At 71.3% G+C, this 20048-nt stretch carries 16 protein-coding genes; 11 read left to right on the top strand and 5 right to left on the bottom strand.

The genetic code is table 11. The features are described 5' to 3' along the window. Window positions 1–143: 143 nt before the first annotated feature. Window positions 144–800 carry an MBL fold metallo-hydrolase gene (locus tag OG247_RS11545; RefSeq protein ID WP_327252148.1) on the bottom strand — a complete coding sequence of 219 codons (657 nt, stop codon included), beginning with the start codon at window positions 798–800 and terminating at the stop codon, window positions 144–146. Window positions 801–809: 9 nt separating this feature from the next. Next, entirely contained in the window at window positions 810–1499 is a 690-nt protein-coding gene (locus tag OG247_RS11540) for a maleylpyruvate isomerase family mycothiol-dependent enzyme (RefSeq protein ID WP_327252147.1), read from the bottom strand. A gap of 175 nt (window positions 1500–1674) precedes the next feature. Here OG247_RS11540 and uvrA point away from each other — a divergent pair, with 175 nt between their 5' ends. Further along, complete coding sequence (gene uvrA / locus OG247_RS11535; protein WP_442813257.1) at window positions 1675–4665, top strand: excinuclease ABC subunit UvrA; 2991 nt, start codon at window positions 1675–1677, stop codon at window positions 4663–4665. A gap of 97 nt (window positions 4666–4762) precedes the next feature. Here uvrA and OG247_RS11530 read toward each other — a convergent pair whose 3' ends face one another. Beyond that, window positions 4763–5413, bottom strand: coding sequence for an NAD(P)-dependent oxidoreductase (locus tag OG247_RS11530; protein WP_327252145.1), 651 nt, complete (start codon window positions 5411–5413; stop codon window positions 4763–4765). 127 nt (window positions 5414–5540) lie between these two features. Here OG247_RS11530 and OG247_RS11525 point away from each other — a divergent pair, with 127 nt between their 5' ends. Then, window positions 5541–6146, top strand: coding sequence for a TetR/AcrR family transcriptional regulator (locus tag OG247_RS11525; RefSeq protein WP_327252144.1), 606 nt, complete (start codon window positions 5541–5543; stop codon window positions 6144–6146). Here the strand turns inward: OG247_RS11525 and OG247_RS11520 are convergent. Next, a complete protein-coding gene (locus OG247_RS11520; protein WP_327252143.1) occupies window positions 6121–7020 on the bottom strand; it encodes a carbohydrate kinase family protein in 900 nt (299 codons plus the stop codon). The genes OG247_RS11525 and OG247_RS11520 overlap by 26 nt on opposite strands. A 119-nt stretch (window positions 7021–7139) precedes the next feature. Between OG247_RS11520 and OG247_RS11515 the strand changes: the two genes are divergently transcribed. Beyond that, entirely contained in the window at window positions 7140–7571 is a 432-nt protein-coding gene (locus tag OG247_RS11515) for a Rieske (2Fe-2S) protein (protein WP_327252142.1), read from the top strand. A 110-nt stretch (window positions 7572–7681) separates the two neighbouring features. On the opposite strand, the gene OG247_RS11510 is transcribed toward OG247_RS11515, so the two are convergent. Continuing rightward, window positions 7682–8695, bottom strand: a complete 1014-nt coding sequence (locus tag OG247_RS11510; protein WP_327252141.1) for a hypothetical protein — start codon at window positions 8693–8695, stop codon at window positions 7682–7684. A 238-nt stretch (window positions 8696–8933) separates the two neighbouring features. Between OG247_RS11510 and OG247_RS11505 the strand changes: the two genes are divergently transcribed. From OG247_RS11505 to gap, 8 genes are all read left to right on the top strand, one after another. Then, window positions 8934–9575 (top strand): papain-like cysteine protease family protein, encoded by a 642-nt coding sequence (locus OG247_RS11505; RefSeq protein WP_327252140.1) that lies wholly within the window; start codon window positions 8934–8936, stop codon window positions 9573–9575. Between the two features lie 19 nt (window positions 9576–9594). Continuing rightward, on the top strand, window positions 9595–10422 hold the full coding sequence (locus OG247_RS11500; protein WP_327252139.1) for a hypothetical protein: 828 nt from the start codon (window positions 9595–9597) through the stop codon (window positions 10420–10422). Window positions 10423–10573: 151 nt separating this feature from the next. After that, window positions 10574–12607: an excinuclease ABC subunit UvrC gene (gene uvrC, locus OG247_RS11495; protein WP_327252138.1), complete on the top strand. Its 2034-nt coding sequence runs from the start codon at window positions 10574–10576 to the stop codon at window positions 12605–12607. Then, complete coding sequence (gene rapZ / locus OG247_RS11490) at window positions 12604–13608, top strand: RNase adapter RapZ (RefSeq protein WP_327252137.1); 1005 nt, start codon at window positions 12604–12606, stop codon at window positions 13606–13608. Before uvrC ends, rapZ begins: the two co-directional genes overlap by 4 nt. Then, complete coding sequence (locus OG247_RS11485; protein WP_327252136.1) at window positions 13605–14675, top strand: gluconeogenesis factor YvcK family protein; 1071 nt, start codon at window positions 13605–13607, stop codon at window positions 14673–14675. The genes rapZ and OG247_RS11485 overlap by 4 nt, the downstream gene beginning before the upstream one ends. Further along, window positions 14666–15667 carry a DNA-binding protein WhiA gene (whiA, locus tag OG247_RS11480; RefSeq protein ID WP_112449750.1) on the top strand — a complete coding sequence of 334 codons (1002 nt, stop codon included), beginning with the start codon at window positions 14666–14668 and terminating at the stop codon, window positions 15665–15667. Before OG247_RS11485 ends, whiA begins: the two co-directional genes overlap by 10 nt. Before the next feature lie 177 nt (window positions 15668–15844). After that, window positions 15845–18802, top strand: a complete 2958-nt coding sequence (locus OG247_RS11475; RefSeq protein WP_327252135.1) for a M14 family metallopeptidase — start codon at window positions 15845–15847, stop codon at window positions 18800–18802. Between the two features lie 208 nt (window positions 18803–19010). Then, window positions 19011–20015 (top strand): type I glyceraldehyde-3-phosphate dehydrogenase, encoded by a 1005-nt coding sequence (gene gap / locus OG247_RS11470; protein ID WP_243338363.1) that lies wholly within the window; start codon window positions 19011–19013, stop codon window positions 20013–20015. The last annotated feature ends 33 nt before the right edge of the window (window positions 20016–20048 follow it).

Below are 20048 nucleotides of genomic sequence, written 5' to 3'. Positions count from 1 at the left end.
AGGGGAGCGGGGGAGGGATCCTGTTGCATGGTGCAGCAATTACCCCGCCCCGCCCCCTCAGGACGTGCGTTCGGCCATCAATGACCGGAAGGGAGTGCGGTCCGGCGTGAGGTTGACGGGCCGGCGCCCTCCCTCGGTGCCCGCTACCAGCCGCGCTCGCGCCATTCGGCCAGGTGGGGGCGCTCGGCGCCGAGCGTGGTGTCGTTGCCGTGGCCGGGGTAGACCCAGGTCTCGTCCGACAGCTCGCCGAACAGCTTGTTCTCCACGTCGTCGAGCAGGCTGGTGAAGGCCTTCCGGTCGCCCGAGGTGTTGCCGACGCCGCCCGGGAAGAGGCAGTCGCCGGTGAACACGTGCGCGTGGCCGTGCGGGTCGTCGTAGACCAGCGCGATCGAGCCGGGGGTGTGGCCGACCAGGTGGCGGGCGGTCAGCGTGACCCGTCCGACCGTGATCGTGTCCCCGTCCGCGACGAGCACGTCGGTGCTGACCGGGATGCCCTCCGCGTCGTGGGCGCCCGCGTACGTCCGCGCGCCGGTCGCCGCGACCACGTCCGCCAGCGCGCCCCAGTGGTCGCCGTGCCGGTGGGTGGTGACCACGGAGGCGATGCCGCCGTCGCCGATCAGGCTCAGCAGGGTCTCCGGCTCCGCGGCCGCGTCGATCAGCAGCTGCTCGTCGGTGGCCCGGCAGCGCAGCAGGTAGGCGTTGTTGTTCATGCCGCCCACCGCGACTTTGGAAATCATCAGGTCCGAGAGTTCGTGCACGTCGGCCGGACCGCCGACCTTGACCGCTCCGCTGTACGTCATGGACCGATCCTAGAGCGGAGGGAGGGCCGGCAGGGGTCCGCCCTCGGTGGTCAGGGAGGCTCCCTTGTCCGCGCGGCCGGCCAGCCAGCCCAGGAGCGCGGCGGCGGTGCCGGTGACGGTGACGGCCGGGTCGCCCGCGGAGCCGGTCCGCCAGTGGCGCCCGTCGGTGGCGGACAGGGCGGTGGACGGCACGTCCGGGCGTCCCGACCAGCGCTCGGCCAGGAACTCGATCTCCCGGCCGGTGAACTCCTCGGGCAGGTCGGAGAGCTCGTAGCCGATGTTCAGGTCGACGTGGTGCAGCTCGACCTCGATCAGGCGCCGGAAGGGCACCCGGGCCGCCGAGTCGGTGACCCCGTTGCGTAGTTCCACGGTGCGGGTCCAGTCCTGCGGGCGCTCGGCGACGGCCTGCCAGCGGTCCGCGGAATTCCGGACGTCCTCGAGCTGTTGCAGCAGGGGACGCCCCGCATCGCGCTCGATGTCGGACTCCCGGGAGCTGGCGCTCTCGTACATCGGGCGGCCCTCGAAAACCTCGACCAGGGCGTCCGCGTTCCGGGCGAGGTGCGCCAGGACGTGGCCGCGGGTCCAGCCGGGGAGCAGTGACTCTTCGGCCAGCTTCGCGTTGTCCAGCTTCGCGACCGCGGTCAGCAGCCGATCGGTGGCCTCATGAACGGATCGCAGGTCGTGCGCATGATCAATCATGCGGCCGAGCCTAGTGGTTGAGGGGTCCTCGCCACACGATCGGGTGAAGCGGGCTACGGAGTGCCGAAAATCGAATGCACGTGCTATACGCTCGGAGTCCAGTCTCCCACTCCACCGCAGAGGCGCCCCCCAATACCCTGGGACGGGGGCCAGTGCCCCCGCTCTCTCAAGAAAGGTGCGGACCGGCGTGACCGACCGTCTCATCGTTCGTGGCGCTCGCGAGCACAACCTCAAGAACGTCTCTCTTGACCTGCCGCGCGACTCGCTCATCGTCTTCACCGGACTCTCCGGGTCGGGCAAGTCCTCCCTGGCCTTCGACACGATCTTCGCCGAGGGCCAGCGCCGCTACGTCGAGTCGCTGTCCTCGTACGCTCGCCAGTTCCTCGGGCAGATGGACAAGCCCGACGTCGACTTCATCGAGGGCCTCTCCCCGGCCGTCTCCATCGACCAGAAGTCCACCTCGCGCAACCCCCGCTCCACCGTCGGCACCATCACCGAGGTCTACGACTACCTCCGCCTGCTCTTCGCGCGCATCGGCAAGCCCCACTGCCCCGAGTGCAGCCGGCCGATCTCGCGGCAGTCGCCGCAGGCGATCGTCGACAAGGTGCTCGCGCTGCCCGAGGGCAGCCGCTTCCAGGTGCTCTCGCCGCTGGTGCGCGAGCGCAAGGGCGAGTTCGTCGACCTCTTCGCCGACCTCCAGACCAAGGGCTACAGCCGGGCCCGGGTGGACGGGGAGACGATCCAGCTCTCCGAGCCGCCCACGCTGAAGAAGCAGGAGAAGCACACCATCGAGGTGGTCATCGACCGCCTCACCGTCAAGGACAGCGCCAAGCGCCGGCTGACGGACTCCGTGGAGACCGCCCTCGGGCTGTCGGGCGGCATGGTGATCCTGGACTTCGTCGACCTCGCGGAGGACGACCCGGAGCGTGAGCGGATGTACTCCGAGCACCTCTACTGCCCGTACGACGATCTCTCCTTCGAGGAGCTGGAGCCGCGTTCCTTCTCCTTCAACTCGCCCTTCGGCGCCTGCCCCGAGTGCACCGGCATCGGTACGCGCATGGAGGTGGACCCGGAGCTGATCGTCCCGGACGAGGACAAGTCCCTCGACGAGGGAGCGGTCTCGCCGTGGTCGCTCGGCCACACCAAGGACTACTTCCAGCGACTGGTCGGCGCGCTCGCCACGGAGCTCGGCTTCCGCACCGACATCGCCTGGGCGGGGCTGCCGCTGCGGGCGAAGAAGGCCCTGCTGTACGGCCACAAGACGCAGATCGAGGTCCGCTACCGCAACCGGTACGGGCGCGAGCGCGCCTACACCACGGCCTTCGAGGGCGCGGTGCCGTTCGTGAAGCGGCGCCACTCGGAGTCCGAGAGCGACGCGAGCCGCGAGCGCTTCGAGGGCTACATGCGCGAGGTGCCCTGTCCCACCTGCCAGGGCACCCGGCTCAAGCCGATCGTGCTCGCGGTGACGGTGATGGACCGCTCGATCGCGGACGTCGCCGCGATGTCGATCAGCGAGTGCGCGGACTTCCTCGGGCGCCTCAAGCTCGACGCCCGCGACAAGAAGATCGCCGAGCGGGTCCTCAAGGAGGTCAACGAGCGACTCCGCTTCCTCGTCGACGTCGGCCTGGACTACCTCTCGCTCAACCGCGCCGCCGGCACCCTCTCGGGCGGCGAGGCCCAGCGCATCCGCCTCGCCACGCAGATCGGCTCCGGCCTGGTCGGCGTGCTGTACGTCCTGGACGAGCCCTCCATCGGTCTGCACCAGCGCGACAACCACCGGCTGATCGAGACCCTCGTCCGGCTGCGGGACATGGGCAACACCCTGATCGTCGTCGAGCACGACGAGGACACCATCAAGGTGGCCGACTGGGTCGTGGACATCGGCCCGGGCGCCGGTGAGCACGGCGGCAAGGTCGTGCACAGCGGCTCGCTGAAGGACTTGCTGAAGAACCCCGAGTCGATCACCGGTCAGTACCTGTCCGGCAAGCGGTCCATCCCGCTCCCGGACGTACGCCGCCCCGTGGACCCCTCGCGCAAGCTGACGGTCCACGGCGCCAAGGAGAACAACCTGCGGGACATCGACGTGTCCTTCCCGCTGGGCGTGCTCACGGCGGTGACGGGCGTATCGGGCTCCGGCAAGTCGACGCTGGTCAACGACATCCTCTACACGCACCTCGCCCGTGAGCTCAACGGCGCGCGTTCGGTGCCCGGGCGGCACACCCGGGTGGACGGCGACGACCTCGTCGACAAGGTCGTGCACGTGGACCAGTCGCCGATCGGCCGGACCCCCCGGTCCAATCCGGCCACGTACACCGGTGTCTTCGACCACGTCCGCAAGCTCTTCGCGGAGACGATGGAGGCGAAGGTGCGCGGCTATCTGCCGGGCCGCTTCTCCTTCAACGTGAAGGGCGGCCGGTGCGAGAACTGCTCCGGCGACGGCACGATCAAGATCGAGATGAACTTCCTGCCGGACGTGTACGTCCCGTGCGAGGTCTGCCACGGCGACCGGTACAACCGGGAGACGCTGGAGGTCCACTACAAGGGCAAGTCCATCGCCGAGGTCCTGAACATGCCGATCGAGGAGGCCGCGGGCTTCTTCGAGGCGGTCCCGACGATCTCGCGGCACCTCAAGACGCTGAACGAGGTCGGGCTCGGGTACGTCCGCCTCGGTCAGTCCGCGCCGACGCTCTCGGGCGGCGAGGCGCAGCGCGTGAAGCTGGCCTCGGAGCTCCAGAAGCGGTCGACGGGGCGGACGGTGTACGTCCTGGACGAGCCGACGACGGGTCTGCACTTCGAGGACATCTCGAAGCTGATCAAGGTGCTGTCGGGGCTGGTCGACAAGGGCAACACGGTGATCGTCATCGAGCACAACCTCGATGTCGTCAAGACCGCCGACTGGGTCGTGGACATGGGGCCCGAGGGTGGGTACGGAGGCGGCCTGGTCGTCGCCGAGGGCACGCCGGAGCAGGTCGCCTCGGTGGGCGCGAGCCACACGGGCAAGTTCCTGCGGGACATCCTGGGCGCGGACCGCATCTCCGACGCGGCCTCCGAGTCGGCCCGGCCGGTGAAGAAGGCGGTCGCGCGGAAGAAGGCGTCGGCTCCCGCCAAGAAGGCGGCGGCCCCGGCTGCTGCCGCGAAGAAGGCCACGCGGGCCCGCAAGGCGTAGCCCTTCTCACGCCGGCGGGGCGGCTCCCCTCTTCCCTCAGACCGAGTCGGGGAGGAAGGGGGGAACTGCCCCGCGCAGCGGCACGCCCGGCCGAGGGCTATGCGGCGATGCCGATGGCGTGGCCCGCGGTCGACGGGTCGGACAGGGTGGTCAGGAGGGCGTCGGCGACGTCCGCCCGGCCGATCACCTTGCCGCCCGGAACGTTGGCGTCGACCGCCCGCCGGTACGTCCCCGTGAACGGCCGGTTCAGCAGCTTCGGCGGCCGGATCACCGTCCACTGCGTACCGCTGGCGGCGATCGCCGATTCCATGACCGCGAGGTCCGCGTACAGGTCCCGCAGGGCCCTGCGCAGGATCGGGTAGACCACCACCCGGGTGAAGGCGTCGTCCTCCGGTCCGTCCGGGGCCACCGGCGCGGCACTGACCGCCGACAGGCGGCTCACCCCTGCCCGGTCCATGGCGGAGACGATCGACCGCAGGGCCGGGCCCGCGATCGGGGTGAGCCTGGCCTGCTTGTTGTTCGCCGCGCCGAGCGCGGAGACCACCGCCTCCCGGCCCTCCAGCACCGACGCGAGCGCGCCCTCGTCGGAGAGGTCCCGTATCACCGCCACCCGGAGCCGTTCGTGCGCCGGCACGTCCAGCCGCGCCGGGTCGCGGACGACCGCCGTCACCTCGTGGCCCGCTTCCAGTGCCTGGCGGACCACCTCGTGGCCGACCCCGCCCGTGGCTCCGAACACCGTGAGTTTCATCCTGGCTCCCGCATTCATGTGACGCATGACGTGTGGCGCATGGCGTGTGAGGCATGGCGTGTGGGGCATGGTGCGCGCGGCGGTGGGTGAGTGCTTACTCACCCCCTGCTTCCGCTATGGTGAGTGAATGCTCACCCCGAAGTCAAGCCGGTCCACCCCGGAGCGCCTGCTCGATGCGGCCGAGACCCTGATGCGCACCACCGGTCTGGCCAACGCCACCACGAAGGCCATCGCCCGGGAGGCGGGCTGCTCGGAGGCCGCGCTCTACAAGTACTTCGCGAACAAGGAAGAACTGTTCGTCCGCGTGCTGATGGAGCGCCGTCCCAACGCCGGGGCGATGATGGCGGCGCTGACCGGCGATCCGGGGGACCAGCCGGTCGAGGAGCGGCTGACGGAGATCGCCCGGTACGCCTCGCTCTTCTACGCCGAGGCCATGCCCCTGTCCGCCTCGCTCTTCGCCGATCCCGTCCTGCTCACCCGCCACCGCGAGGGCGTACGGAGCATCGGCGCGGGTCCGCACGTGGTGCTGGAAGCCCTCACCGGCCACCTCTTCCGGGAGCTGGAACGCGGCCGGCTGCGCCCCGACGCAGACCCGGCGGCCGCCGCCGCACTGCTGCTCGGCGCCTGCTTCCAGCGGGCCTTCTTCCTGCACTTCTCCGGGCCCGACACGGTCGGGCCGGTCGAGGAGTTCGCCCCCGCGGTGGCCGCTACGGTGTGGGCCGCCCTCCGCTGAGCTCGGAGGCGTACGGAGGCTCCGCGCCCGCCCTGGTGCAGGTCAGCGCGGCCGCCGCGGCGGCGTAGGACAGCACCTCGGGCCAGTCCACCGGGCCCGGGCCCCCCGCGCCGGCCGCGAGCCGGTGCAGCAGGGCCGCGTTCACGGTGTCGCCCGCGCCGATGGTGTCCACCACCGCGACCCGGCGTGCGGGCACCGAGTGCTCCGCGCCCTCCCGCGTCCACACCGTCAGGCCGCCGGCGCCCCGGGTGAGCACCACCGCCGAGGGCCCGGCCGCCAGCCAGTCGCCGGCGCGGCCGCCCAGCCACGCCGCGTCCTCCTCCGACAGCTTCAGCACACCGACGTGCGGCAGCCAGGACAGAAAGCGGGCCCGGTAGGCCGCCGGGTCGGCGATCAGCGCCGGGCGGATGTTGGGGTCGAGCAGCGTCAGCAGCCCGCGCCCGGACTCGCGGCGCAGCAGGGTCTCGTAGGCGCCGGCGCCCGGCTCCAGCACCAGTGAGCAGGTGCCGAGCGCGAGGGCCCGTACCCCCTCGGGGAGCGCGGGCGGCAGCCGGAACAGCCGGTCGGCCGTGCCCTCGACGTAGAAGCCGTACGCCGCCGAGCCGTCCGGGGCCAGCGAGGGCACCGCCAGCGTGGTCGGCTCCGGTCCGCGCTGCACCAGGGAGAGGTCCACCCCGGCCGCGCGCAGCCCCTCGAGCAGCGAGGCGCCGAAGCCGTCCGTCGAGATCCGGGAGCAGAAGGCGGTCCGCACGCCGAGCCGGCCGAGCGCGACGGCGGTGTTGTACGGTCCGCCGCCCGGCCGCGGCAGCAGGGCGCCCGGCGGCTGTGCGAGGGGCACCAGGTCGATCAGGGCTTCTCCACCGACGACGATCACGCGGGGGAAGGTATCCCATCGGGCGCGGGTATCGTCGGGTGGGCCCGCCGGGCCTGGCCGATTCCGGCCCCACCGCATCCGTCACCGTCCTGACGCCATCCTCACTCCGGGAGAACCGCATGTCCGCCTCGCAGTCCGCCGCCCGCCGTACCGTCCTCAAGGGCGCCGCCGCGATCGTCGGAGCCGTCGGCGGCGGTGCTGCGCTCACGGCCTGCTCCACCGAGACCAACAGCGGCTCCGGCTCCCCGGCGGTCCCCGTCGAGCCCGTCGAGCTGGGTGCGGCGGCCGAGGTCCCGGTCGGCGGCGCCAAGCTGTTCCGGGAGAAGAAGCTCGTGGTCAGCTGCGCGGAGGCGGGCCAGTACAAGGCCTTCAGCGCCCAGTGCACCCACTCCGGCTGCGTCCTGGACAAGATCGTCGAGGGTGAGGGCAACTGCCCCTGCCACGGCAGCCGCTTCGACGTGACCACGGGCAAGGTGCTGCGCGGCCCGGCCACCGACCCGCTGCCGGAGGTCCCGGTGAAGGTCGAGGCCGGCAAGCTCGTCGCGGGCTGACCGCCCGACGGCCCGACCGACCGGCCGACCGGCCGACCACCCGAGGGCCCGACGGCCCGACCGTCTGACCGGCGCCGCGGCGCCGCCGGCCGCCGGGAACCGCCGCTCCCTCATTCCCAGTCCCACCCGATCCCCAGGATCCCGCGCCGCACCCCTTGCTCCACCAGGTGCACGGCCCGGTGCGGCCCGCTCGGGTTCAGGTCCGCGAGCCGCCCGCGCGGCGCGTCCGGCCCGCTGCGCGTGAAGCGGCGGCAGCGCACCGGCAGCGCCGCCTCGTCGAAGCGGACCTGGAGCACGTACTGCCCGCCGGTGTAGCTGAAGCCGCGCACGTACTCGGTGCTGCGGCCGGCGGTGCCGTCCTCGAAGCCGTAGCCGAAGACATAGGTGTCCCCGGCGCGCAGCCGGGCGTCGAAGAGGAGCTCGGCGACGACCAGTTCCGCTTCGGGGTGGCGGCGGATCCGCCCGGTCCGGCAGTTCTCGTCGGCCCGGACCCGGATCCGCTCCGGATCGCAGCCGGGGTCGCCGTGGTGGACCGCGATGTACCGGTCGACCCCGTCGCGGTGGGCCCGTACGACGTGCTGCGATTCGCGGCCGAGCAGTTCCCCGGCGGGCCCGATCCGCACCCGCTCGTGGTGGCCGACGGTGTGCAGGCCGCCGTCGGCGGGCAGCTCCATGCCGGCCAGCAGCTCCTCCACGGCCCCGCCCACGCTGAACAGCGCCCGGTACGAACGCGCGGGCGGCCGGGCCGTGCCGGGCGCGGCGGGATCCGGGGCGGCCAGCAGCCGCAGCAGGGCGCCCTCGGGCAGCTCCAGGATCTGCTCCAGGGCCCGTACGGCCTTCAGGGACTCGGGGCGGCGCGGCCGCCGGGCGCCCTGCTGCCAGTAACTGAGGCTGGTCACCCCGAGCTTGATGCCCCGAGCGGCGAGCCGGTGCTGCACCCGGTGCAAGGGCAGGCCGCGGGCGGTGAGGGCGGCGCGGAGCGCGAGGGGGAAGGGGCCGTCGCGCAGCAGGTGCGGCAGCTCCCGGGCGGCCTGCGCGCGGGCGTCGTCCGAAGGGGGGCCGGCCGGACGGAAACCGTCCGCGGGCGGTCTGGCCGAGAAGGTGCCGTTCGCGCTCGACCGCATGGCGGCTCCTCCTGTGAACGTTCACGCGACGGGGTGCGGGCGGTCCGGCGGGTGGCGCCCGTGCTCCCGGTGGGTCCAGGTGGGATGACGGCGGACGTTCACACTCTGGCCCCACCGTTCACACCGCGATGTCACGCCGTATTGAAGCGTGTTGACCTGTTCCCGACAACACCCCGATGCTCCTCCACAGCGTCCGGACGCGCTCCTCCACCCCCACTCCCCACCTGGGAGGAACGCGATGCGCCACACAAAGCGGCGGCTCACCCTCGCCGCCTTCGTCACCGCCCTGCTCCTCGCCCTGCCCACCGCTGCCGCCACCGCCGCCGATGCCGCCGCCGGTACGGGCACCACGACCGCCACCTCTTCCTCAGCCGCCGCACCCGCCGAGAGCACGGCCCTGGCGTCGAAGCGGCTGAACATCACCATGCAGGCCCAGCAGAAGACCAACTGGTGCTGGGCCGCCGGCGGGAACACCATCGCCACCTGGTTCGGCCGCACCTACAGCCAGAACCAGTTCTGCAACGCCGCCTTCAACCGCCAGCAGGGCTACGACTGCCCCAACAACCAAGCCACCCTCGGCAACGTGCAGACCGGCCTGCGCTGGGCCGGCATCAACTCCGGCTCCTACGTGAACGGCTGGCTCCAGTACTCCACCGTCCAGACCGAGATCAACGCCAACCGCCCGATCGAGACCCGTATCCAGTGGTCCAACGGCGGTGGCCACATGCACGTGATCTACGGCTACGACACGGCGAACAGCTGGGTGTACTGGGGAGACCCGTGGCCCTCCAGCGACCGCTACAACTGGGCCTCCCACGCCTGGTACGTGGACAACAGCACCTTCTCCTGGACCCACTCGCTCTACCGGATCGGGGCGTGACCTCATGAATCGCCGCCTCATGAATCGCCGCCTCATGAACCCCCGCCTCGCCGCGGCGGCCGTCGCCGCGACCGCCGTACTGGCCCTGGCCCCCGCCCAGGCGTCCGCGGCGCCCGTACCGCAGCCCCGGAGCGCCACCTCCGAGAACCTGGCCGCCGCGGGTCGGGCGGCGGCCGCCCCCGACACGCTCGCCACCCTGTCCCGCTTCTTCGCCCGCGAGGGCAAGGTCTCCCTCGCCGCCGCGCAGCCCCGCATCGAGGGCGACACGGTTCCCGTGCACTACCTCTCCCCGGAGTTCGTCGCGGGGAAGGCGGGCGCGAGCGTGGCCCGGCTGGAGTTCCTCGCCAGCCAGGCCGTCTCCTCGGACGGACAGCAGGCCGCCCTGTGGACCGCCCGGACCGCGGCGGGCTGGCAGGTGGTGAACATCGCCACCGGCGACGACGAGTTCCGCTACGCACGGCTCGGCGCGGCGAAACTCCCCGGCGGGACCGTGTTCCGCGAACCGCAGATCGACGCCTGGTACGTGGCGGGCGGCGAGCGGGTACTGCCCCTGGACGAGGACGCGGCCACGGCCGTGGGCGCACGGGGCACGAGCCTGGCCGCCTACCGGACCCGGGTCGTGAAGGCCTACGGGGACAAGCTGCCGGGATCCGCCTACGGCAAGTCCGGGAAGGCCGGTGGCTTCGCCCCCACGGAAGCCACGGCCACGGCCGCGACGGCCACCGCATCGCCGGCGTACGCCCTCGCCGGACTCCCGACGGCCGCCGGAGCCGTGGCTCTGGCGCTGGGCGCGGCCGGCGCGGTGGCCGCCCGGCGCGCCCGGCGGCAGCGGGTGGTGCGGGCGTAACCACCCGAGGGGCCCGGCCGCCCGGCCGCCTGCCGGGCGGCCGGGCCCTGCGGGGCTAGGCGGCCGTCTCTTTCGGATCTTGCCTGACCGGCAAGATCCGAAAGAGACGGCCTCGGCCCGCTTGTCGGCGGGCGACAGTAGGGTGGTTGGCATGGCCGACCCTTCCAGCTACCGCCCCGAGCCGGGGCAGATCCCCGACTCCCCGGGGGTCTACAAGTTCCGCGACGAGCACCGCCGGGTGATCTACGTAGGGAAGGCCAAGAGCCTGCGCCAGCGGCTGGCCAGCTACTTCCAGGACCTCGCAGGGCTGCACCCCCGTACCGCCACCATGGTGACCACGGCCGCCTCCGTCGAGTGGACCGTGGTCTCCACCGAGGTCGAGGCGCTCCAGCTCGAATACTCCTGGATCAAGGAGTTCGACCCCCGGTTCAACGTCAAGTACCGGGACGACAAGAGCTACCCCTCCCTCGCCGTCACCATGAACGAGGACTACCCGCGGGTCCAGGTCATGCGCGGACCCAAGAAGAAGGGCGTGCGCTACTTCGGCCCGTACGGGCACGCCTGGGCCATCCGCGAGACCGTCGACCTGATGCTCCGGGTCTTCCCCGTCCGCACCTGCTCCGCCGGGGTGTTCAAGCGCTCCGCCCAGATCGGCCGCCCCTGCCTGCTCGGCTACATCGGCAAGTGCTCCGCGCCCTGCGTCGGCCGGGTCACCCCCGAGGAGCACCGCGAACTCGCCGAGGACTTCTGCGACTTCATGGCCGGCCGCACCGGCACCTACCTCACCCGCCTCGAACAGCAGATGCACGAGGCCGCGGAGGAGATGGAGTACGAGAAGGCCGCCCGGCTGCGCGACGACATAGGGGCCCTGCGCCGGGCGATGGAGAAGAACGCGGTCGTGCTCGCCGACGCCACCGACGCCGACCTGTTCGCGGTCGCCGAGGACGAGCTCGAAGCCGCCGTGCAGATCTTCCACGTCCGCGGCGGCCGGGTCCGCGGCCAGCGCGGCTGGGTCACCGACAAGGTCGAGGCCGTCGACACCGCCGGTCTGGTCGAGCACGCCCTCCAGCAGCTGTACGGGGAGGAGAAGGGCGAGGCCGTCCCCAAGGAGGTGCTGGTCCCCGCCCTCCCCGAGGACACCCCGGCCCTGAGCCAGTGGCTCGCCGAGCGGCGCGGTTCGCAGGTGAGCCTGCGCATCCCGCAGCGCGGGGACAAGAAGGCGCTGATGGAGACCGTCCACCGCAACGCCCAGCAGTCCCTCGCCCTGCACAAGACCAAGCGCGCCGCCGACCTCACCACCCGCTCGCGGGCCCTGGAGGAGATCGCCGAGGCGCTGGAGCTGGACGGCGCGCCGCTGCGCATCGAGTGCTTCGACATCTCCCACCTACAGGGAGACGACGTCGTGGCCTCCATGGTCGTCTTCGAGGACGGGCTGGCGCGCAAGGGCGAGTACCGGCGCTTCCAGATCAAGTCCTTCGAGGGGCAGGACGACGTCCGCTCCATGCACGAAGTGGTCTCCCGGCGCTTCCGCCGCTACCTCCAGGAGAAGCTGAAGACGGGGGAGTGGTCGCCCGAGTCCCCGGGGCCCGCCGCGGGCGGGGAAGTCGACCAGGACACGCCCGAGGACGACGGGCGTCCCAGACGCTTCGCCTACCCGCCGCAGCTCGTCGTGGTCGACGGCGGGCAGCCCCAGGTGGCGGCCGCCAAGCGGGCCCTGGAGGAGCTGGGGATCGACGACGTCGCCGTGTGCGGCCTCGCCAAGCGCCTGGAGGAGGTCTGGCTGCCCGGGGAGGACGACCCGGTGGTGCTGCCCCGTACCAGCGAGGGCCTGTACCTGCTCCAGCGGGTCCGTGACGAAGCCCACCGGTTCGCCATCCAGTACCAGCGCAACAAGCGTGGCAAACGCCTGAAGGCCGGCCCCCTCGACGAGGTCCCCGGGCTCGGCGAGAGCCGCAGGCTGGCCCTGATCAAGCACTTCGGTTCGGTGAAAAAGCTGAGACAGGCGACAATCGACCAGATCTGCGAGGTCCCGGGCATAGGCCGCAAGACGGCCGAGACCGTGGCCGTGGCCCTCGCCCAGGCGGTTCCCGCCGGTCCCGCCGTCAATACGGCGACCGGGGAGATCATTGAGGATGAGACCCCCGCGTCCGCGGGAGCAGCATCCGATCGGGGGACCGAGCAATGACCGAGCGCGAGACCCGCCACGACCGAGGATCCGAGCAGGATTCCGGAAGTGGCACCGCAGACATCGCATCCGAGTACGACCGAGACGGAGCACAGGTGAGTACGGGCACGACAGTGGAGCCCGGAGATACCGCCGAGGCGGCCATCCCCGAGCTGGTGATCATCTCCGGTATGTCCGGGGCCGGCCGCAGTACGGCGGCCAAGTGCCTCGAGGACCTCGGCTGGTTCGTCGTCGACAACCTCCCGCCCGCGCTGATCACCACCATGGTGGAACTCGGCGCCCGCTCGCAGGGCAACGTGGCGCGCATCGCCGTCGTCGTCGACGTCCGCGGCCGCCAGTTCTTCGACGCGCTGCGCGAATCCCTCGCCGACCTGGAGACCCGCGGGGTCACCCGGCGGATCGTCTTCCTGGAGTCCTCGGACGACGCCCTCGTCCGCCGCTTCGAGTCGGTCCGCCGCCCGCACCCGCTCCAGGGCGACGGACGCATCGTCGACGGCATCGCCGCCGAGCGCGACCTGCTGCGCGAGCTGCGCGGCGACGCCGACCTGGTCATCGACACCTCCAGCCTGAACGTGCACGAGCTGCGCGCCAAGATGGACGCCCAGTTCGCCGGCGACGAGGAGCCCGAGCTGCGGGCCACCGTCATGTCCTTCGGCTACAAGTACGGACTCCCCGTCGACGCCGACCTCGTCGTCGACTGCCGCTTCATCCCCAACCCGCACTGGGTCCCGGAGCTGCGCCCCTTCACCGGCCTGAACGAGGAGGTGTCGGGCTACGTCTTCAGCCAGCCCGGTGCCAAGGAGTTCCTCGACCGCTACACCGAGCTGCTCCAGCTCATCGCCACCGGCTACCGCCGCGAGGGCAAGCGGTACGTGACCATCGCGGTCGGCTGTACCGGCGGCAAGCACCGCAGCGTCGCCATGTCGGAGAAGCTCGCCGCCCGCCTCGCCTCCGAAGGAGTCGAGACCGTCGTCGTCCACAGGGACATGGGGCGCGAGTGACCGGACGTACCATGCGGCTCCGCCGCCTGCGCCGGCTCACCAACGGCAAGGGCGGGGACGGCGCGGGCCGCACGGGCCTGCGCCGGGGCGAGGCCCCCGAGGTGGTCTCGCCCAAGGTCGTGGCGCTCGGCGGCGGCATGGGCCTCTCGGCCTCGCTGACCGCCCTGCGCCGGATCACGGGCGAGCTGACCGCCGTCGTCACCGTCGCCGACGACGGCGGCTCCAGCGGCAGGCTGCGCGAGGAGCTCGGCGTCCTGCCTCCCGGTGACCTGCGCAAGGCGCTGGCCGCGCTGTGCGGTGACGACGACTGGGGCCAGACCTGGTCGCGGGTGATCCAGCACCGCTTCCAGTCCCAGGGCGACCTGCACGAGCACGCCGTCGGCAACCTGCTGATCGTCGCGCTGTGGGAACAGCTCGGCGACCCCGTCCAGGCCCTGGACCTCGTCGGCAAGCTGCTCGGCGCCCAGGGCCGGGTGCTGCCGATGTCGGCGGTCCCGCTGGAGCTCCAGGCCCTGGTCAAGGGCCACGATCCGGCCCGCCCCGAGGACGTGGACACCGTACGGGGACAGGCCACCGTGGCGCTGACCCCCGGCGAGGTGCTCTCCGTACAGGTGGTGCCGAGCGACCCGCCGGCGGTGCCGGAAGCGGTCGCGGCGGTGCTCGACGCGGACTGGGTCGTGCTCGGTCCGGGATCCTGGTTCTCGTCGGTGATTCCGCACCTGCTGGTGCCCGAATTGCTCGACGCGCTGGTCGAGACGAAGGCCAGAAGGGTGCTCTCGCTGAACCTCGCACCACAACCCGGCGAAACAGAGGGCTTCTCTCCGCAGCGTCATTTGGAGGTTTTGGCCCGACACGCCCCTAAACTCGCCCTGGACGTGGTGCTGGCCGATCAGGCTGCCGTGCCCGATCGCGAGTCCCTCGCCGATGCCGCAAAACGGTTCGGTGCCGCGGTCGAGCTGGCGCCGGTTGCCAGGCTGGACGGCTCTCCGAAACATGATCCGGAGCTGCTGGCCGCCGCGTACGACCGTATTTTTCGGATGCATGGAAGGATCGGCCCATGGCGATGACGCCCGCGGTGAAGGATGAGATCGCCCGCCTGCCTGTCACCCGCACCTGCTGCAGGAAGGCGGAGGTCTCGGCGATCCTTCGGTTCGCGGGCGGGTTGCACCTGGTGAGCGGCCGGATCGTCATCGAGGCGGAACTGGACGCGGGGATCGCGGCCCGCCGCCTGCGCAAGGACATCCTGGAGATCTTCGGACACTCCTCGGATCTGGTGATCATGGCTCCGGGGGGCCTGCGCCGGGGCAACCGGTACGTGGTCCGCGTGGTCGCCGGCGGCGACCAGCTCGCGCGTCAGACCGGCCTCGTGGACGGCCGCGGCCGTCCGATCCGGGGTCTGCCCCCCCAGGTGGTCTCCGGGGCCACCTGCGACGCCGAGGCGGCCTGGCGCGGGGCCTTCCTGGCCCACGGCTCGCTGACCGAGCCGGGGCGCTCCTCTTCCCTGGAGGTCACCTGCCCCGGTCCGGAGGCCGCCCTGGCCCTGGTCGGCGCCGCCCGCCGGCTCTCCATCGCCGCGAAGGCCCGTGAGGTCCGCGGCGTGGACCGGGTCGTCGTACGGGACGGGGACGCCATCGGCGCCCTGCTGACCAGGCTCGGCGCCCACGACTCGGTGCTGGCCTGGGAGGAGCGGCGGATGCGGCGCGAGGTGCGCGCCACCGCGAACCGCCTCGCCAACTTCGACGACGCCAACCTGCGCCGCTCGGCGCGGGCCGCGGTGGCCGCCGGAGCCCGGGTCCAGCGCGCGCTGGAGATCCTCGCCGAGGAGGTCCCCGAGCACCTCGCCGCGGCCGGCCGGCTGCGCATGGAGCACAAGCAGGCCTCCCTGGAGGAGCTGGGCGCGCTCGCCGACCCGCCGCTGACCAAGGACGCGGTCGCGGGCCGGATCCGCCGCCTGCTGGCGATGGCCGACAAGCGGGCCCAGGACCTCGGGATCCCGGGCACCGAGTCGAACCTCGACCTCAGCGACAGCGAGGAGCTGGCCGACAACATGGCCGGCTGAGCAGGGAAGCCGAGCGGGAAAGCCGAGCAGGAAAGCCCAGCGGGAAGGGGCCTCCGAAAGGGGCCCGCACGATCACTCGTGCGGGCCCCTTTCCGGTATGCCCCATTGACATGAGCATGGGCTGGTCGTGAGCCTGTCGTCCGAAGCTTTCGTGGCAGACGACGCCCAGGGGGGCACATGAGGCACCGCGCGAGATCGATCCTCGCCGCAAGCGCATTCGTCTTCGGCACCACACTGGCCGCACTACCCGCAGCGGCCCAGGCCCAGCCAGGTCCGGCGGACCGGGCCGCCGCCGACGAGGTACGGGTCTACGACGCCGACATCACCAAGGAGCAGGTCCCGCTGGTCCTGGCGGCCGGGCAGGACGCACACGAGCTCTCCGAACGCGCCCCCGAGACCGGGACCGCCAAGGTCGAGCTCTTCCTCACCGGCGGACAGGCCAAGGAACTGGCGGCGAAGGGGATCAAGCTCGCCGAACGCAAGGTCCCGGCCAAGGCCGCGGCGCGCACCCTGGCGGCCGGCGACGGCGTGTTCCGCCCGTACAGCGGCAAGGGCGGGCTCCAGGAGGAGATCCTGCGCACCGCCCAGGAGAACCCCGGCCTCACCAAGGTCGTCTCCATCGGCAAGACCGTCCAGGGCAAGGACATCCTCGCCCTCAAGGTCACCAAGAACGCCAAGAAGACCCGGGACGGAGGCAAGCCCTCCACGCTGTTCATGTCGAACCAGCACGCCCGTGAGTGGATCACCCCCGAGATGACCCGGCGGCTGATGCACCACACCCTCGACAGCTACGGCAAGGACCCGCGGATCACCAAGCTGGTGGACTCCACCGAGCTGTGGTTCCTGCTCTCCGCCAACCCCGACGGCTACGACTACACCTTCGCCCCCGACGGCCAGCGGCTGTGGCGCAAGAACCTGCGCGACAACAACGCCGACGGCAAGATCACCGCGGGCGACGGCGTCGACCTCAACCGCAACTTCGCCTACAAGTGGGGTTACGACAACGAGGGTTCCTCGCCCAACGAGTCGAGCGAGACCTACCGCGGCGCCAAGGCGGCCTCCGAGCCCGAGACCGTCGCCCTGGACACGTTCCAGAAGCGCATCGGCTTCGACTACGCGATCAACTACCACTCCGCCGCCGAGCTGATCCTGTACGGCGTGGGCTGGCAGGTGGCCACCCCCACCCCCGACGACGTCGCCTACAAGGCGCTCGCCGGCACCCCGGAGAACCCGGCCGTCCCCGGCTACTACCCGCAGGTCTCCTCCGAGCTCTACACCACCAACGGCGAAGCGGACAGCCAGGCCGCCAACGCCAACGGCATCATGATGTTCACGCCGGAGATGACCACCTGCCAGACGGCCTCCGCCATCGATCCGGACGACCAGTGGAAGCCCGAGGACTGCGCCTCCGGCTTCAACTTCCCGGACGACGAGAAGCTCATCCAGGCCGAGTTCGCCAAGAACATCCCCTTCGCGCTCTCCGTGGCCGAGAGCGCCGAACGCCCGGACCGGCCGAAGTCCTCCCTGGGCCTGACCGCCGCGGACTTCACCCTCGACCCCTTCACCACCTCCTACGCGGCCCGCGGCGAGGACCAGAAGGTCGCGGTCACGGCCCGCAAGGCGCTGAAGGACAAGGAGCTGAACTACCGCGTCAACGGGGGCCGCACCCACGACGAGGACCTCGAGGCCTGGAAGGGTGGTGAGGTCTACGGCGGGGACGACAACAACTGGTTCGACGAGTACCGCGCCGAGGTCGAGGGCGCCAGGCCCGGCGACAAGGTCGAGGTCTGGTTCACCGGCCGCGACCGCGGCAAGCAGGTCTCCAGCGAGCACTTCACGTACACGGTGGCCCAGCGCCCCCGCGCCGACGTGCTGGTGATCGCCGAGGAGGGCGCCCCGGCGCAGCACGCACAGGCCTACGTCGACGCCCTGCGCGCCAACGGCAAGAGCGCGGCGGTCTGGGACGTGGCCGTCCAGGGAGCCCCGCACCACCTCGGAGCCCTCTCCCACTTCCGCACGGCCGTCCACTACACCGGGGCCAAGTCCCCGGGCGGCGACACCCAGCTCGCGGTGCGCGACTTCCTCAACGAGGGCGGCAAGCTGATCGAGGCCGGCGAGCTGGCGGGCGGCAACGCCCAGGTCGGCCGCGCCGTCACCAACGACTTCAGCCAGTACTTCCTCGGCGCCTACGGCCGCGCGGGGGTCACCGGCCCCACCGGATTCACCGGCGCGGGCTCCCTGACCGGAGCCAAGGGCGCCCTCGGCGACGCCACGGGCAACCCGCTCGACCGCCCGGGCTCCTACACGGTCACCTCCGACACCCTGCCCGCGGCGCAGTTCCCGCAGTTCAAGAGCGCGCAGTCGGGCCAGTACGCCGGAGTCGTGAACCCGTACGCCCCGTACGCCGGAGCGTCCATGGCCTCGGCCACGCACGCGGACGACGACTGGAAGCGCCTCACCCGCACCATCGACCTCACCGGGGTCACCGCGGCCGACCAGCCGAAGCTCAAGATGGCGCTCAACTGGAACACCGAGGAGGGCTACGACCACGCGGTGCTGGAGTCCCGTACCGCGGGCGCTGACGACTGGACCACGCTGCCCGAGGCGGAGGGCCTGACCACCACCACCGTTCCGGAGGAGTGCGGGGCCGGGTTCTTCATCAACGGCCACCCGTTCCTGCGCCGCTACCTCACCCTCGACGCCGGTGGCTGCACCCCGCAGGGCACCAGCGGCATGTGGAACTCCTTCACCGGGTCCTCCGGCGGCTGGAAGCAGGTCTCCTTCGACCTGAGCGCGTACGCGGGCAAGACCGTCGAGGTCTCCCTCGCCTACATCACCGACCCGGGCTCGGGCGGCCGCGGAGTGTTCGCGGACGAGGCCCGCGTATCGATCGGCGGCACGGACCAGGCGGCCGAGGGCTTCGAGTCCTCGTTCGGTGTCTGGACCGCCCAGGGCGCACCTGCCGGAAGCCCTGATGTTCCGGGCGATTGGTCCCGGTCGGGCGAGCTGTTCAAGTCCTACGCCTCCGTCACTACGCGTGACACCGTGCTCCTGGGCTTCGGCCTGGAACACGTGCCGGCCGCGGCGGACCGCGCCGTACTCGTCGGTAAGGCGCTCCGCTCGCTGAACCACTGATCAGAGGCCTTGACCGCGCTCACCGTGAGTGACCGGGCACAAAGTCCCCGAGGTCCCGTACTCGTCCGAGAGTGCGGGGCTTCGGGGCGTGTCAGACGACGGTCGATGTCACTCCGAAGCTCACGGAGAGGTAGTGTCGTAAGCGGTCGGGGACATCCCATACAGCTCGCTGGCGGACAGGCCGGCGCACCAACGAGGAGATCGGTTCGTGACGATCCGCGTAGGCATCAATGGTTTTGGCCGAATTGGCCGCAACTACTTCCGGGCGCTCCTGGAGCAGGGAGCGGACATCGAGATCGTCGGTGTCAACGACCTGACTGACAACGCAACCCTGGTTCACCTCCTCAAGTACGACACGATCCTGGGCCGTCTCAAGGCCGAGGTCAGCCACACCGACGACACCATCACCGTCGGTGGCAACACCTTCAAGACCTTTGCCGAGCGCGACCCCGCGAACCTCCCCTGGGGCGAGCTGGGTGCCGACATCGTCATCGAGTCGACCGGCATCTTCACGAAGAAGGCCGACGCCGCCAAGCACATCGCGGCCGGCGCGAAGAAGGTCCTCATCTCGGCTCCGGCCAAGGACGAGGACATCACGATCGTGATGGGCGTCAACCAGGAGAAGTACGACGCGGCGAACCACCACGTCATCTCCAACGCCTCCTGCACCACCAACTGCGTGGCGCCGATGGCCAAGGTCCTCCTGGAGAACTTCGGCATCGTCAAGGGCATGATGACGACGGTCCACGCCTACACGAACGACCAGCGCATCCTGGACTTCCCGCACTCGGACCTGCGCCGCGCCCGCGCCGCCGCCGAGAACATCATCCCGACCACCACGGGTGCCGCCAAGGCCACCGCGCTGGTCATCCCGGAGCTGGCGGGCAAGCTCGACGGCATCGCGATGCGCGTCCCGGTCCCCACCGGTTCCGTGACCGACCTGGTCATCGAGCTGGAGCGCGAAGTCACCAAGGACGAGGTCAACTCGGCCTTCCAGAAGGCCTCTCAGGGCCAGCTCAAGGGCATCCTGGACTACACCGAGGACGCGATCGTCTCTTCCGACATCGTGAACTGGCCGTATTCCTGCACCTTCGACTCCTCCCTGACGATGGTCCAGGGCAAGAGCGTCAAGGTCATCGGCTGGTACGACAACGAGTGGGGCTACTCCAACCGCCTCGTCGACCTGACCGTGTTCGTCGGCGGTCAGCTCTAAGCACCAAGACAGGCACCACGATGTGAGCACCGG

The organism is Streptomyces sp. NBC_01244, assembly GCF_035987325.1.
Classification (GTDB): Bacteria; Actinomycetota; Actinomycetes; order Streptomycetales; family Streptomycetaceae; genus Streptomyces.
Note: the sequence above shows the minus strand (reverse complement) of the source record. Positions and strands in the feature narration are given on the sequence as shown.